This window comes from Ereboglobus luteus, assembly GCF_003096195.1.
Lineage (GTDB): Bacteria > Verrucomicrobiota > Verrucomicrobiia > Opitutales > Opitutaceae > Ereboglobus > Ereboglobus luteus.
In genome coordinates this window covers 728,601-745,295 of the sequence record NZ_CP023004.1, presented here as the reverse complement: position 1 = coordinate 745,295, position 16,695 = coordinate 728,601, and the positions used below count along the sequence as shown (strand labels likewise).

Genomic DNA, 16,695 nt, shown 5'->3' with positions numbered 1-16,695 from the left:
CAGGAAATGATATGACCCACCATTGTGTCATCACAACACGACTCCTGAAAGTGTGATTTGGCATTTCATGCCAGTGCATGTCTTCATTTTTGGGTGAATTCAAAAAGATTATAATTTGCTGTGAATCAAGTAAAAGAGACAATTTTAACATTAAAAATCATGAATGAAAACCCTGTTGCCCATCGCTCGCGAACCAGACCATTTCGCCCGGCAGTTTTCCCATCGCACCGACGCTCATTTCACCTGTCAGATAACATACTTTCTTTGGGCAACGGCTGTTTTTGTTGAAGCACCCTTTTGTCGCTCAACAAGCATCGTTTCACACCAGAATTGAGATTCATTTTAATCATAAAGCACCATGCGTAAAATAAACATAAACAGACCGCGTGTTTTGGCCGCGCTCATGTCCTCGGTCTTCGCGTTTGTTTCCATCGCCCACGGGCAAAATCGCACGTGGACAGGTTCCGGCGGTGACTCGAATTGGAGCACCGCGGGCAACTGGTCCGGCAATGCGCTTCCGACGGGAACGGCCGTTTTTAACGCGAGCACTTATCCCGCTCTTGCGGGGAGCGTCATCACGCTCGGCTCGGCGCAAACCATCGGCGGGTTTCAGGCTGTCGGCCCCGCCGGCGGGTCGGGTGTGAGCAGCCTCCTCACCATCGGTTCCGGCGTGTCGCCAGTGCTGTCGTTCAATAACGGCGCGTCCATTTCCCTTGCCGGGGGGCTGTCGCTTGCCTTTGGGGCGAATGTCACCGCGAACGGCAGTCTGCTGGTTGACAACCGGAGCAACAACATGGGGACCATTTCGTTTTTGGGCGCGCTTGATGCGGGGAGCAACGCCATCACCTTCAACACCGCGTTCACCGACGGGACGGGCATTGTTGTCAACGGCGCGTTGACCGCCGGCGACATCACGAAGACGGGCGATGGCACGATTCGTTTTTCGTCCGCGACGGCGGCGACGGTGACTGGCAATATTAACTTTAACGCCGGGCGCATTATCATCGACGGAAACAATGTCCTGGGCGACGGCGTGATCAGGCTTGGCTCGGGCGGCAACACGCGGCAATTGGCGATCACCGGCTCGGCGGATTATTCACTGCGCAACGCGCTCGACCTCACCACCGATCTCAACGTGTTCCGGCTGGACGAGGATAGCGCCACCTCATACCGCAAGCTGACGCTGGATCCCTCCAGCGCGTTTACCAGCAACATCGGCGCGTCCGGCACGCTTACGGTTGGCAAGCTCGTCGACCTGGCGCTTGGCGAGAACCAGAATTTCAGCGGCGGCACGCTGGCCAAGACCGGCGGCGGCATACTCAGGTTGAGCGGGGCGGGCAGCACGTTTGCGGAGCTGGTTGTCACGCAGGGCAGCGTGCTGGCGGACATCCGATCGGACATGACGCTTGGCGGCGGCTCCAGCATTTTCGGGGCGGGAAAAGTGACCGTGGACGGCGGCGACACGGTGCTTGGGATCACCAGCAACAACGCCGCGAATATCTTCACCCTGGGCGCCGGGGCTGACATCGAGCTGGTCAATGGCGCGCTGTTCTCCTTGGACAACGCCGCGCTGCATCTCCAATCGGGCACCATCAACACCGGGACGACCGGGCGGCTCCAGTTTGACGGAAAGGTCATGCTGGGCAGCACCGTGTTGCAGGGCACCTCGCTGACCTCGAACGGTATCGCGCTTGGCGGCGATGTCGTGTTTACCAACAACACCGGCATCGTGGACACCGCCAGCCATCTGTTCCGGCTTTCCAACACCGGCACGCAAGTGCTCAGCCACAACGGAAGCGGGGGCACCGTCATCTCCGGGGATGTTGTCAAGACGGGCGCGGGTCGCACGGTTTTGGACAGCTCGCTCACCAGCCTCACATTTGGCAAGGGCGCGCAACTGAACGCCGGTGTTTTTGACTTGGGAACCAGCAACCTCGTGGCGAACGCCAATGACGGCGTCACCATTGGCAGCGGCACGTTGTCCTTCGGGAAGGCGGATCAACTCACGGGAGTGCTCACCTATGCCGGCGGCGGGGTTGCGCTGATGAACGGCTATTCGCAGACCATCAGCAATGTGGCAATCGGCGCGGCCCAGATCGGTTTGATAAAACTGGGCGGGGACGTGACCACCAGCACGACGCTGGCTTTGGGCGAATTGAGCTTTGGCAGCGCCGGCAGCGTTTTCAGCATCGCCGGTTACATGGCGGGGGCAAACTCCGACAGGATTTTTTATAGTGGTTCTCTAAACCAGGCGCAGTTGAGCAATAATGTTTGGTTTTACGGCTATAATCCCGGGGTGCGTTTAGTTTCAGGCGAGCTGCTGACACCTTTGCGCAGCGGCACCAACACGCCCGACTTTTTGCAGGTCGAGTGGACCAATGCGGATAACGACTTGAACGCGGCCAATTATAAAAACTGGCGCACACTGGCGGCATCGGGGAGTAGAACCGGCCCCCTGGCATTGCCCAACGCGCCGGGTGTTGAAATAACATTTAATGACAACTTCGGCTCCATATCCGGCAAAACCGTCAGCGGCGCCGGCTTCGCCGGGGATGGCGGCACATGGACTGTCGGAAAACTGATATTCAATTACTCCACCGTCGTCAGTTCCGCGCTGAATGTTAACGCCGGGGCGGGCGTTGTCATGGTGTTTGACAGCGGCGTGGACGGCCAGGCTGCGGAAATCAGGAACACCACTGGTTATTATCCCAGCATTGCGGGAACCGGCACATTACGATCCAATCTCTTGTTTTCCGGCAGCAACAACATGGTGATGGAGATGGCCATTACCGGAAGCCATAATATGATAGTGAACAGGCCCGGTGGCAATCTTCGCTGGGGTTCGAACAGTTCTGGTTTTACGGGCGACTTTATTTTGAATGCTGGTAGTATATATATTCAAAGAGCCTCCGCCAGCTTCGGGAGTGGTAATTTTATTATCAATGGCGGCGCGATTAACGGACAAACGGGCGGCTATCAGGCCAAGCGGAGCCTCCGGAGCAAACTGGTTATTAATTCTAATTTCAGCGCAAATTGGGTTTGGTTCGACTACGGGGGGATGTGGAGATCACGGGCGCAAAACAAATCAATGTCGGCAGCAACACTTCCACGGTCGGCGAGCGCGCCTCGGTTACGTTTAGCGCCACCACCAACCTTGTCGGCACGGGCGCGCTCATCAAGGCGGGCGGCTCGCAAATGGAAATATTGAGCGGCAACAACACCTTTTCCGGCGGGCTGCAGGTTGCCAACGGAATATTATATACAACGGTGGGCGCGGGCGGGCTGACCATCGGGCAACTTGATGCCGGTAATAATTACCTGGGTTCCGGCACCATTGGCATAACAGGCGGCAGCCTGCGGGTGGACACGCGGGGGAAGGCCACGACGATAAGCGGATCAAATGCCACAATCGCCATCGGCGACGCTTTCATGGCGTTCGAGAATGGCGGGGCGGTGACCTTGGGAACAAACAGCGTCGTCACCGCCTCCAACGCCAACGCGCATTTCGACGTGTCCGGGGATTTGGTGATGGATGGCGGCATATTTGGCGACAATGGCGCCACTCTCTCGAAAAATATCACCCTCCGCTTCGACACCACCACGAACACGGACGACGAGTCGATCGTCAGTCTGGGCACGAATGGCAATGCCCTTGTGAAGGGCCTCCGAAACATCGACAAGGAGGGTTCCGGACAAACAACGCTGGCCTCCGGCCTAAACTTTGAGATATCCGAGAATGTGCGTCTCTACGGCGGCATCTTGCAACTGACCGCCGACAATCAAATCACCCGCGCCAGCGGCACGGCCAATTTGCTGCTCTCGGGCGGCGCGCTGGGAGTGGCGGGCACCAGCCAGGAGTTTGCCGAGTTGCAACTCCAAGGCGCGGGCGGCTCGCTGCTTTTGGGCGCGAACGGGCAGATCACCTTCGGCGCGGCGGGGACGGGCGCCAACTGGAATTCCAACGCACTGCTTGCCATCCAGAACACCAGCGGCGATTGGCTCACCGATGGCACCGGCGCATACATACGGTTTTTGACCGACCCCAATTTTCACACCGACCAGCTGGCGCAAATCTCATTGACCGGTTATGAATCCGGGGTGCAAGTGACGAATACAAATAGTTATTATTATATGACCGCTGCCGCGGATGCCTTGAAGACAATCGAGTGGACGGGCGCGGGTGGAAACAACCTCTGGGGCACGGGGTCCAACTGGCTGGGCGGCGTCTCGCCCGACTCCATTGACATCAGCGTCTCCATCAAGGACATTGACCAGAGCCTGGCCTCGGGGACGATCACCATAACCGACGCGCAGACATTGAGCCGGTTGAATGTAAACTCGGCGCAATCCGCGGTGAACCTGGGCGGTTCGGGCACGCTGGTGTTTAACCGCAGCGGCACCTATGCCGGCGCGCGCATCGCGCACACGGGCGGCTCCGTTCTCACCATCGGCAACGCCACGCGCCTGGACACAAGCATAGAGCTCGCGGCCAACGCGCCGGTGAACACCAGTTATATAAAATGGACGGGCGCGGTCGGCGGCACCGGCGGCATCACCAAGACGGGCGATGGCACGCTGTTATTATATAATGCGAACAATAATTACACCGGCGGCTTCACTTGGCAGGATTCCTCGGTGGTCCAGCTCGGCGGCGCATCGACGGCGAACACCGGCGGCAACTATTTCGGCACCGGCACGCTGGTCATCGGCAACGGTGGCAACACGAATTATTATCTGGAAACTTATAATGCCGCGCTTGCCACCGGTGGCGCGACATCGGCGAACAATACGACGCGCACCATCGGCTCCGACTTTATATTGCAGGGAAATCTTTATCACCAGTTCCAGACAGACAAGGGCTCGAAGGTTGCGAATGCATACGCCGGCGTTGTGTCCAATATTATATTTTCAGGCAACGGTGTTTTTGGTGATGCGAGCGCGGCCGGCAGCACTTATATTATTGATAATGTCGGGAGCGGCGGAAGTAGCGGCGTGCGCAGCCCCTATGTCACGACGCGCTTTACCGGAAACATCACCGGTTATGCGAATATCAAGCAAATGGGATACGGCACTATTTATTATCTAGGCGACAATTCGGGATTCCTGGGCAATTACGTCTGGAGCAATGGCCACATTTACGGCGCGCGGGATAATTTCCTCGGATCGGGAACAATCGAAATTTCATCGACTTCCAGGCATAATAATTATCTATATAGCCATAATGGCTCCAATTATGTGACGGTTTCCCTTTCCAATCCGTTTTTATTTTCCGGTGATGGCATTATTCTGACAGGGACGTTTAATTTTGACTTGGATAGCAGTGGCACGAACGCGAAAAGCCAAATCACAAGCAGCTCATTCAACATGGGTGGAAGCGCGCTTGTTACTTTTGGCAAGGACCATGTCATTGAGGGTTCGGGACAGTTCCGATTTGGATCGGCCGGCAGTTACGGGTTTAGCGGCATCGCGCGTTTCCTGGGGGAGAATACCTTCACGGGCGGCATTATCACCGAGGGACGCATTCAGGCGGGGCGCGATTCGGTGTGGAACAGTGGCACGCTCGTGAGCGGCGCATTTGGCGTCGGCACGATCATTGTCTCGCAAGGCGGCTACATCGGCGCGTATTCCGATAATTCGGCGACAACCTCGATTCGCGTGGGCAACGAGATTCGCTTGAACTCATCCGACCTCATCGTTGTCAACGGCGGCAACGCCACGACTTTGATTTTGGAAACGGGCAGCATTGCCCTGCGCAACGGCAAAACGGACTTGGCGATCAACATCGGCACCGCCGCGCACGCGCTCTCCATCGAGTCGCTGCTATACGACAACGGAAACCCCGGCGGCTTCACCAAAACCGGCGCGGGCACCCTGATCCTGAGCAACACGGCAAACCAAATCAGCGGCGGCATCGAGGCGCAGGCAGGCGTGGTGCGTGCGGTGATGCACGGAAGCAACGTGACCATAGGCGGCGGGGCGCTCACACCCTTCGGCACCGGCGAACTGCTCACCAAGACGACGACCAACACGGGCGTTGCCGGCGCTTTCGAAATTGCCGCCGATGATGACGCCACCGTCACCATCACGGGCACCGATCCCTTCACCCTGAACGACAACGGCCGCTTGCGCATCACCGGCGCCAACATCACCACGGTGCTCGCCGACGGCGGCCGCTTTTATTCCTCGGATACGGGGGAGGAAGGCTCGCTGGTGGCCGATTACATTCGGTCGAACAATTACGCCCTCGGAATCAAAATCTCCGCGCCGCTTCTGGAAATCAACACCGGCAAGACATTGACCCTCTTGAAAGCCAACCTGCTCAATTCGGCGGGAACGATCTCGCTGACAACGAGCAGCACGCTCGCCCTGGGCACGACTTACCAAAGCCTGAACCTGCTGGTGAACGGCGATTCGACCGTGGATGTTTCCGGCGGGTCATCGGGCAATGCCTACACGCTTAACATCAAGGACATCGTGGTGAACAGCGGCACGTTGTGGTTTGCCGGATGGGATGGCAATATTGATACGGGACTGGGCAATACAATCATCTACACCGACATCGAGTTGGGCCGTTATATCGAGGGAGTGCGACTGGGCGATCACGCCGCCACTTCCGTGATCTCGCTGACCAATAACAAAGGTGACGCCGTATTGCTGCCCTTCGAGGGAATCTTTTACTGGAGCGGCACCAACGGCGGACTCTGGGAAGAGGGGAATTGGAATCTGTCCAATCACACCCACGCCCCGAACACTGAACCCAACCTAAAAGACGGCTTGGTGCGCTTCAACACGGATTACACCATGTATAACGAGGGCAATGTCGTGATAACGCCGGTGGCCGCCGCGGAAACCTTCCACATGGTGAACGCCCTGGAGTTTGGCGGCAGCACGCCGGCGACCAGCGGCTCGATCCGCATAAGCGCGACCTCGGGAGCCGGCCTTCTGTTTGTCTCAAGCGACGCGAATGCCAAGGGCCGCATCACCCAGGCGGGCGTCACGGATGTGTATCTTGACACGCCAATCCGCCTCGCGTCCAGCGTCGGTGGTGTGCCCAAGACATTGACCATCGAACAAAACGGCACGGGAGACCTGTTCATGCGCGGACAGATAACAGGGGCCCTGGCTGTGGTGGAAGTGTCCGGCTCCGCTGGTTCCGGCATGGTGGTGTTTTCCTCAACAAACAGCACCTTCAGCGGCAACTTCATCCTCAATTCCGGCGACGTGCGCATCGGCGCCGACGGGACGGCCGCGGCCGGTCCCCTCGGCATGGGCTCGCTGACATTCAGAAGCGGCACCCTGCGCGGGACTGACGCAAGCGGCCTCATCGATGCGGAACGCACGCTCGTCAACACCTACAACCTCGACGGCGGAGTGAGCATCGCGGGCACAAAGAAACTGACGCTGTCAGGCAACGGAAATATAACCTCGGACTCCGTGGTCAACATGACTGAGGCGAGCGGCACGCTTGTGCTCGGCGCGGCGGGCCAAACGCTCTCCGGCACGAACAACCTGGTCTTTGAGGGCGAGGGAAAGACGGTGGTGGTCTCCGAACTGAACCTCGCCGAGGTGACCGTTTCCGGCTCCCTCACGGAACTCGACGGCGTCATCAGCGGCACGACAAAGATCATAAAAACCGGCACCGGCACGCTGTTGCTGCTCGCGGAAAACACGCACAGTGGCGGCGTGGTAATGCAAGGCGGCATCACGGGCATCAACAACAACTCCGCACTCGGCACCGGCACGGCGGTGCTCGGCAGCGGCTCTGCGCCGTTCACCAGCGGCACGCTGCGCTTCGACGCGAACAACCTCTCGCTCGCCAACAATTTCACCCTCGCCAGCACCGGAGAGGTGGACACGCAAGCGCACAGCGGCACCCTCGCCGGCGTGATCAGCGGCGCGGGCAACATCACCAAGGCCGGCACGGGCGCGCTCACCCTTACCAACGCCGCCAACACGCACAGCGGCACCATGCTCGTGCGCACGGGCACGCTCGCGCTCGCCGCGAACAACGCCGCCGGCGCCTCGACAATCCATGTCGATTCGGCCGCCCGCGTTAACCTCTCCTACACCGGCAGCCTCGCGAACACGGTAAGCGGCGCGGGCGTTGCCGAAGTCACCGGCACGGTGCTTGTCACCGGCGGCGCGGCGAACGACGACTTCAGCGGCACCTGGGCGGTCAACGACACCATGCGCATCGCCGAATCGAACGCGGCCGGCGCCGCGAGCAATATCGCGCTCGCCGGCCTGCTGCAAACCACCGGCACGGCAAACATCACCCTCTCCAACACACTCACGGGCGGCGGCACGGTGCAATTTGCCGGAAGCGGCACGCACAAGCTCGGCGCGAACATGGGCACCGCCTTCACCGGCCAGGTGGACGCAAACCAAGGCGCCTTCACCTGGGACGCCAACGCGAGCGCCGTCCTTGCGAACAACGCGACACTTCGGACAACCGGCGGGTGGACCGACATCGCCGCGGGCGCGCAAACCGCAAACACCCTCGCCATCGCGGGCGGCACGCTCGCGTTCACGGGAACGGCAACGGTGGCAACCCTCACCATCGACGCGCCCGCCTCGGTCCTCATGGACCAGGGCAAGCTCACCGCGCCCGGAATCCTGCGGCAAGACGAGGCGCGATCGGAAACGCTCGTCGCCGCCTCCAACAACACCTGGGGGCAAACCTCTCCAATCTCGGCCTCGTGAACAGCGCCGGGGCGAGCCTCGGCGCGACATCGACCCTCGCGATCCAGGCCGGCGCAATAAACGCAATCTACTCGAACAGCCTCGCGCAAAACGGCAACAACCTGGAACTGCGCTACGGCCTCGACGAACTGGTCCTGCAACTCGGGCGCACGGGCACGCTCTCGGGCGACGACGGCTCGCCGGAAGGCTCGGAACTGCACGCGCTCGTCTCCGGCTCCGGCAGCCTCGAAATCATCGCGGGCAACATGATCACGCTCAGTTCGAGCGCGACCTACACGGGCACGACCACGACGACAAGCGGCACCTTCCTCCTGGGCGCGGCGGACGCCATTTACACGAGCGCGCTGCTCGTCAACAACGCCGTGCTCGACACCGGCACGAACGCGCAAAGCCTGCGCGCCCTGCAAGGCAGCGGCACCGCCCGCCTCACCCGCGCGCTCACCGTTGAAAGCGGCTCCTACGCCGGCGTGTTCGACGGCGCGGCGAACCTTGAAAAAACCACCGACGCCACGCTCACCCTCTCCGGCAGCAGCGCGCACAGCGGCACCACGCTCGTCACCGCGGGCATCCTGCGCGCAACAAACGCAGGCGCGTTCGGCGCCTCCGAGCTCGCGGTCAACGCCACCGGCACGACCGAGCTCTCCGGCTTCAACGGCGCGGTCTCGAGCGCGCTCAGCGGCTCCGGCGAGCTGCGCGTCGTTGACAACGCCGCCGTCAACTACACCGGCAACGCCTCCGCGTGGAGCGGGCTCGCCCGCGTCGACTCGGGCCGCCTCTACGTGAACAACGCGTTCGGCTCCGCGGCCTCGCGCCTGAACGTCTATTCCGGCGGCACGCTCAGCGGCACCGGCGCGATCACCGGCTACGTCCACATCAACGGCGGCGTCCTCGCCCCCGGCAACAGCCCCGGCCTGACCGCAATCACCGGCACGCTCCAACTCACCGACGCCACGCTCGAATACGATCTCGACGCCAACACAAACCCCGGCCACATCGACCAAGTCGCGGCGGGCAACAACGACCGCACCGACGTGACCGGCGACGTGATCCTCGTCGGCACGAGCACGCTCAACATCCTTGGAAGCGTCGCGCGCGGCGAGTATGACCTGATCAAATACACCGGCGCGCTCACCGGCGACGCCTCAAACCTCGCGATGGGCACGCTCAACAACGCCGCGGTCACCGACCCAGCCAAGTATCTCTTCGACACCGACGAGGACGGCTACGTCAAGCTGCTCTACGACTTTGGCTACTTCACCTACTGGGACGGCGGCACCGGCACCAACTGGAGCAACGGCAAGATCGACGGCGGCAGCGGCACCTGGTTCGCGTCGAGCGGAAGCGCCGTTTACCTTCCCTGGACCCGGAACGACTCCGGCGTTCCCAACGGCGAATGGCTCGACGCGGGCTTCGCGATCTTCAAGGGCACCGCGGGCACGGTGACGGTGGACAACACCTCCGGCTCGGGCACGATCGCCTTCTCCGGCGCGCAGTTCCGCACGGACGGCTACCTGCTCACCGGCGGCACGCTCACGACCGGCGGCACCGCCGCGGTTGTGCTCAACACCGACCTGAATGTGAGCGCCACCATCGCCACGCAAATCACCGGCACGCACAACGTGAACAAGGACGGCACCGGCACGCTCGTGCTCTCCGGCTCGAACACGCACACCGGCACGACCGGCGTTCTCGCCGGCACGCTCGTCATGGCCAACGAGCACGCGCTCGGCGCGAACACGGTGAACCTCGCCGCCAACGCCACGCTGCGCGTCGCGACCGGCAGCATGACCTTCGCCAACGCGCTCACCGGCTCCGGTCTCTTTGAAGTCGATCTCGCCAACGCGACGGACGTCTTTGCCTTCGCCGCCACCACCGGCACCGCCTTCACCGGCACGGCGAGCTTCAACAACAGCGCGTATCTCCTGAACAACAACACGCTGGCCAACGCCACCGCGAAACTCAACGCCGGCAACACGACCACCGTGGCCACCGGCACGCAGCACATCGGCAACCTCACCGCCAGCGGCGGCGCGCTCGGCTTCACCTACGCCACCGGCACGCAAGCCGACGGCATCATCCGCACCGGCGCGTTCGACGCGATCAGCGGCACGGTCACCGTTTCGAACACCAACCCGTCCACCGGCACGACCGGCTTGTTCGCAAGCACGCTCCTGCAGCAGGACGAGGGCCTCTCCGTGCGCCTCCTTAACGCGACGACCGTCAGCAACACCAACCTGACCCTCGCCGGAGGCGCGACCACGACCGCCGACATCCGCGACGGCGTGGTGACGACCGCCACGGCCACCTACACGCAGGCGCTCAACTACACCGGCGGCCTCGCGGTCGATTACGCGCTCACGCAGCTCGACCTCGTCGCGAACCAAACCACGACACTCTCCGGCGACGTTGCGACACCCGCCGGCGGCGCGGAACTGCACGCCCAAATCACCGGCGCGGGCAACCTCGCCATCAACGCCACCAACGCGATCACGCTCAACAACGCCGCCAACACCTACACCGGCACGACCTTTATCACCAGCGGCACGCTCATCAGCGGCACGAGCAACGCGCTCGGACAAACGTCCTACTTGTCCTATGGGACCCAAGGGTCCTATGACCTGTCGTCCCACACCCAAACCATCGGCGGCGGCAACATCGCCGGGAACCTCCTCGGCACGACCGGCAGCCTCGGCCTCGGCGGCATCGTGAGCATCACCAGCACCAACGCCGCCTTCGCGGCCAGCGTCGGGGTCACCGGCACGACGACAATCAACAACACGCAGGCGCTGGGCAACAGCGGCACGGCAAACGTAACCGGCGAACTCGTCCTCGACAGCGCCACCGGCGCGCTCGCCAAGCAAGTCGCGGGCACGGGCACGGTCTCGCTCATCAACACCTCGAGCGTCGCGCTGACCGGCGCCAACACGCTGTCGGGCGAATGGAACATCGCGCAAGACACCGCGCTGCGCGCCAGCAGCACTGCGAACCTCGGCGCGGCCGACATCACCGCCAACGGTCTTATCACCATCGCGAACGCGGCAGACGAAACCCTCGCCAACAACCTCAGCGGCAGCGGCACCTTCGCCAAGGAAAACACCGGCAACCTGACAATCAGCCACTCGAACGCCTTCACCGGTGCGACGCAAATTGACAGCGGCACGCTCACCCTTACCGACCTCGGCGGCGTCGGCACAAGCACCGTCGCCAACAACGCGATTCTCGATCTTGCCGGCACGGGCACCTTCGCCAACACGATCTCGGGCACGGGCGTGAATCTCGTCACCGGCTCCGTGAGCCTGCGCGGAACCAACACCGCCTTCAGCGGAACGCTCCACATCACCGGCACCGCCGACATCACCGACAACGACCAAATCGGCGCAAGCACGGCGCAAGCCGTCATCGCATCCAATGCGAAATTGGCCACGAGCGCGACCAGCTTCATCCACGAGCTGACCGGCCCCGGCCAGCTCGCCGTGGACACCGCGAACAAAACCTTCGGCTTCGCGGCAAGCGCGGGCAACGCCTTCAGCGGGACGGTGAGCCTGGCGAACACGACGATGCACCTCGGGACAAACGCGGCGCACACAAACAACGCCTGGGCGCTCGCCAACTCCACCCTGCAACTCCTCGGCGGCTCGACCCTCGCGACCAACTCCGAAACGCGCACCCTCGGCGGTCTTGACCTCGGCGGCGGCGCGATCTCCATCCCGATGGACGGCACGCACCCCCATGAAGTGCTGCAAACCGGCACGCTCACCGTCACCAACCCGAGCGACAGCAAAATCATATTTGAAGGCTACACCGGCACGACCCCCGTCATCTCCTCGACGGTGCACGTCAACTTCCTCGACGAGGACGGCCCGACCTCGACCGCGGTTCTCCTCGTTGCCACCGGCACACTCGTCGACGGCCACGAAAACCTCCACATCGACGTCGTCAAAGAGGACGGCAGTCCGCTCGCCGACGGCCAGCTTGTTGACTACGACAACGTCATCGCCACCTACAACTACACTGGCATCACCGTTTCCCGCAGCACCGCCTTCACCCACATCGGCAGCGCCACGGCCGGCATTTACTACGACTACGTCCTCACGCAAATCGACGTGAAAAGCGGCACCCACGCCTGGCTCGATGCCACCAGCGCGAACGACAACACCTTTAGCGCAAACATCACCGGCGCGGGCGGCGTCGTTTACACCACCGGCAGCACGCTCATCATTACCGGCTCCAACAGTTACTACGGCTCCAGCACCATCACCACCGGCACGCTCATTGCGGGCGTTGACAACGCCCTCGGCAACACCAGCCGCCTCGACATCAACAGCACCGCCGCGCTCGACCTGGGTGGCCACAAGCAAACCATCACCAATGGCGCGCAAATCGACGGCGGCCTCTACAACAGCCACACTCACGCCGCCATCACGGGCAGCCTCGGGCTTGGCGGCCTGGTGAGCATCACCAGCACCAACGCCGGCTTCGCGGCGAACGTCGGGGTCACCGGCACGACGACAATCAACAACACGCAGGCGCTGGGCAACAGCGGCACGGCAAACGTGACCGGCGAACTCGTCCTCGACAGCGCCACCGGCACGCTCGCCAAGCAAGTCGCGGGCACGGGCACGGTCTCGCTCATCGCCAGTTCGAGCGTCGCGCTCACCGGCACCAACACGCTCTCGGGCGAATGGAACATCGCGCAAGACACCGCGCTGCGCGCCAGCAGCACCGCGAACCTCGGCCTGGCCGACATCCTCCTGGACGGCCTGCTGAGCTTCGAGAACGCGGCCGACGAAACCCTCGCCAACAACCTTAGCGGCAGCGGCACCTTCGCCAAGGAAAACACCGGCAACCTGACAATCAGCCACTCGAACGCCTTCGCCGGAGCGACGCAAATCGACAGCGGCACGCTCACCCTCGCCGACCTCGGCGGCGTCGGCACAAGCACCGTCGCCAACAACGCGATCCTCGACCTCGCGGGCACGGGCACCTTCGCCAACACGATCTCGGGCACCGGCGTGAACCTCGTCTCCGGCAGTGTGAGCCTGCGCGGAACCAACACCGCCTTCACCGGAACGCTGCGCGTCACCGGCACCGCCGACATCACCGACAACGACCAAGTCGGCGGCGCCACCGCGCACACCGTCATCGCATCCAATGCGAAACTGGCCACCACCGCGACCAGCTTCATCCACGACCTGACCGGCGACGGCATCCTCGCCATCAACTCGGTGAGCGGCACCTTCGACTTCATGGCGACAACCGGCAGCGCCTTCGCGGGCACGGTGACGCTCGACGCGACCGCGCTCACGCTCAACACCAACCACAACACCGAGGCGCTCGCCAGCGCGACGCTCCAGCTCAACACCGGCGGCATCCTCCACTCCAACGGCGAAACCCGCCGCATCCACGGGCTGACGCTCAACGGCGGCGCGCTCTGGCTGCCGATGAACGGCGTGGACCCGGTCGAGGTGCTCAACGTCGGCACGCTCTCCATCGCCGACCTCGGCAGCACGGTGGTCTTTGAAAACTACACCGGGGGCACGACCGCGATCATCGACTCGACCGTCCAGAAGAACTGGCTCGACCAGGACAACCTCACGGACAACGCAACACTGCTCGTCGCCGCCGACACGCTCGCCGAGGCCGCGCCGCGCCAAATCGCCATTTACAAGGCCGACGGCACCGCGCTGTCCAACGGCCAGACAATCGAGCACGACGAAGTTTACGCCATCTACAACTACACCGCGCAAACCACCGGCAGCGCCAGCGCCCACACCAGCGGCAGCCTCGCCCCCGGCCTCTACTACGACTACGTGCTCACCGAGCTCAACGTGAAGCAGGACAAAACCCTGCAACTCACCGACGCCGGCGCGACCGACGACACGCTCTCGGCCGCGATCACCGGCGACGGCAGCGTCACCTTCACGACCGGCTCGGCGATGACCCTCACCGGCTCGAACACCTACACCGGCACCAGCACGCTGATCAGCGGCACGGTGGTCGCCGGCGTGGACAACGCGCTCGGTTCCACAAAACTCATCCTCGTGGAAATCCCCGCCACCTTTGACCTGAACGGCAAGGCGCAAACAATCGCCGAGGGCGGCCGCATCGACGGCCACCTCGCCGGCACGGGCACGCTCACCCTCGCCTCGGGCACCCTCGCCATCAACAGCGCCAACGCCGACTACAGCGCGCAAACCAACATCGGCGCCCCCGCCACCGTGCACGCCACCGACGCCGGGGCGCTTGGCACCTCGCACGTCCAGCTCGACGGCGTGCTCAAGGTTGACGCCACCGGCACGATGCAAAACACCCTCGCCGGCTCCGGCCAGTTCCACGCCTCGAGCGGAGACATCACCCTGGTCAACTCCAGCGCCTCCTTCCACGGCACCGGCACGGTCACTTCCGGGCGCCTCACCGCGACCGAAATCGACGCGCTCGGCGACGCGCCGATCGGCGTGGCCGCCGGCGCGGGCTTCGAGCAACTCAACGTCACCGGCACGCTGCAAAACGCCCTCTCCGGCGAAGGCACGCACCTGGTCACAAACAGCACGCTGCGCCTCAACGATCCGCTCAACTACACAATCGCCAGCACCACGCTCGACTCGAACTCCGCGCTCATCCTCGAGGCAACCGGCTACGCCTTCGGCACCCTCAACATGAACAACGGCGTGCTCGCCTTCGCCAACCTCGCCGACCGCGCCCGCATCGCCACCCTCGGCGCCTCCACCGGCAACATCGTGATGAACGCCGATCTCTCCGCACTAAGCGAAGGCATCAACAACGCCGCCACCATCGCCAACTACCTCGACATCGCCAACGCCGGCGCGGGCACGCACAACGTCTTCATCGAGACAAACGGCACGCTGCCCTCCGCGCTCAACGCCTCCATCGAACTGATCGGCGTGGACGCCGCGAGCAGCGCGACCTTCACCCTCGCGAACAACGCCGCCGGCAAACTTGAGTATGACCTCACTGTCTTCGAACTGGTGCGTGGCGACCTCAGCGACTATACGCCCAATGCGAACATGTGGTATTTGAGCGACCGCAACCTCAGCCACGCCGCCGACGCGATCATCAACACCGCCTCGACCCTGGCGATCGACTGGAACTACTCGCTCGACTCGATCCACCAGCGCCTCGGCGACATCCGCCTCGGCCTCGAGCACGCCTCCCTCGGCAGCGTCTGGATCAAGTCGCGCGGCTACCGCCTCAACGCCACGAACGAACTCTCCGGCATGTCCTTCCGCCAGTATGGCTGGGGAGTGACCGGCGGCGCGGACAAATCCTTCGGCACCCAAACCGGAGTCAGCCTGCTCGGCGGCTTCATCGACGCCGGCGGCATCAACCGCGAGTTCGACAACAACGGCAACGGCCACACCACCAACGTCGGCATCGGCGCCTACCTCACACTCATCAAAAACAACGGCTGGTTCGCCGACATCACGGCCCGCGCCGACCGCTACTCGAACCGCTTCGAGGCGCGCTCCTACGACGGCACGACGACCAAGGGCCGCTACAACAACAACGCCCTCGGCCTCTCGCTCGAAGCCGGCCGCCGCCTGCAGCGCACCGACGGCTGGTGGATCGAGCCGACCGTGCAAATGAGCGTCCTCTGGCTCGACGGCGCGAGCTACACAACCGAGGCCAACGCCACGCACCGCGCGATGAAAGTGAAGATCAACGACTCGATGAACACGCAATACCGCGCGCTGTTGCGCTTCGGCCGCCAGATCAAGGACAGCCGCTGGCACCCCTACGGCAAGCTCGCCGGGGTGGCGGTTGACTCGGATCGCGGCGCGATCAAGGCGCACGGCAAAACCTTCCGCACCGACTACGACGGCCGCCGCGTTGAGTTTGGCCTTGGCACGAGCTACCGCATCGACACTGCCTCGCAACTCTACATCGACTACGAATACGCCAAGGCCCAGGCCTACGAGCGCCCCTGGTCCATCAACCTCGGCTACCGCAGACTCTGGTAAAACAAAACCTCCG

3 protein-coding genes are annotated in these 16,695 nt (G+C 62.7%); all 3 read left to right on the top strand.

Annotated elements, in window-relative coordinates; translation table 11 throughout:
- Window positions 1-358 precede the first annotated feature (358 nt).
- Genes CKA38_RS16215 through CKA38_RS02815 form a run of 3 tightly spaced genes read left to right on the top strand, consistent with a single transcriptional unit; the run spans window position 359 to window position 16,682 of the window.
- Window positions 359-3,208 carry a beta strand repeat-containing protein gene (locus tag CKA38_RS16215; RefSeq protein WP_236919124.1) on the top strand — a complete coding sequence of 950 codons (2,850 nt, stop codon included), beginning with the start codon at window positions 359-361 and terminating at the stop codon, window positions 3,206-3,208.
- On the top strand, window positions 3,196-8,703 hold the full coding sequence (locus CKA38_RS02820) for a beta strand repeat-containing protein (RefSeq protein ID WP_338031104.1): 5,508 nt from the start codon (window positions 3,196-3,198) through the stop codon (window positions 8,701-8,703). The genes CKA38_RS16215 and CKA38_RS02820 overlap by 13 nt, the downstream gene beginning before the upstream one ends.
- A complete protein-coding gene (locus CKA38_RS02815) occupies window positions 8,700-16,682 on the top strand; it encodes an autotransporter outer membrane beta-barrel domain-containing protein (protein ID WP_108824139.1) in 7,983 nt (2,660 codons plus the stop codon). Before CKA38_RS02820 ends, CKA38_RS02815 begins: the two co-directional genes overlap by 4 nt.
- The last annotated feature ends 13 nt before the right edge of the window (window positions 16,683-16,695 follow it).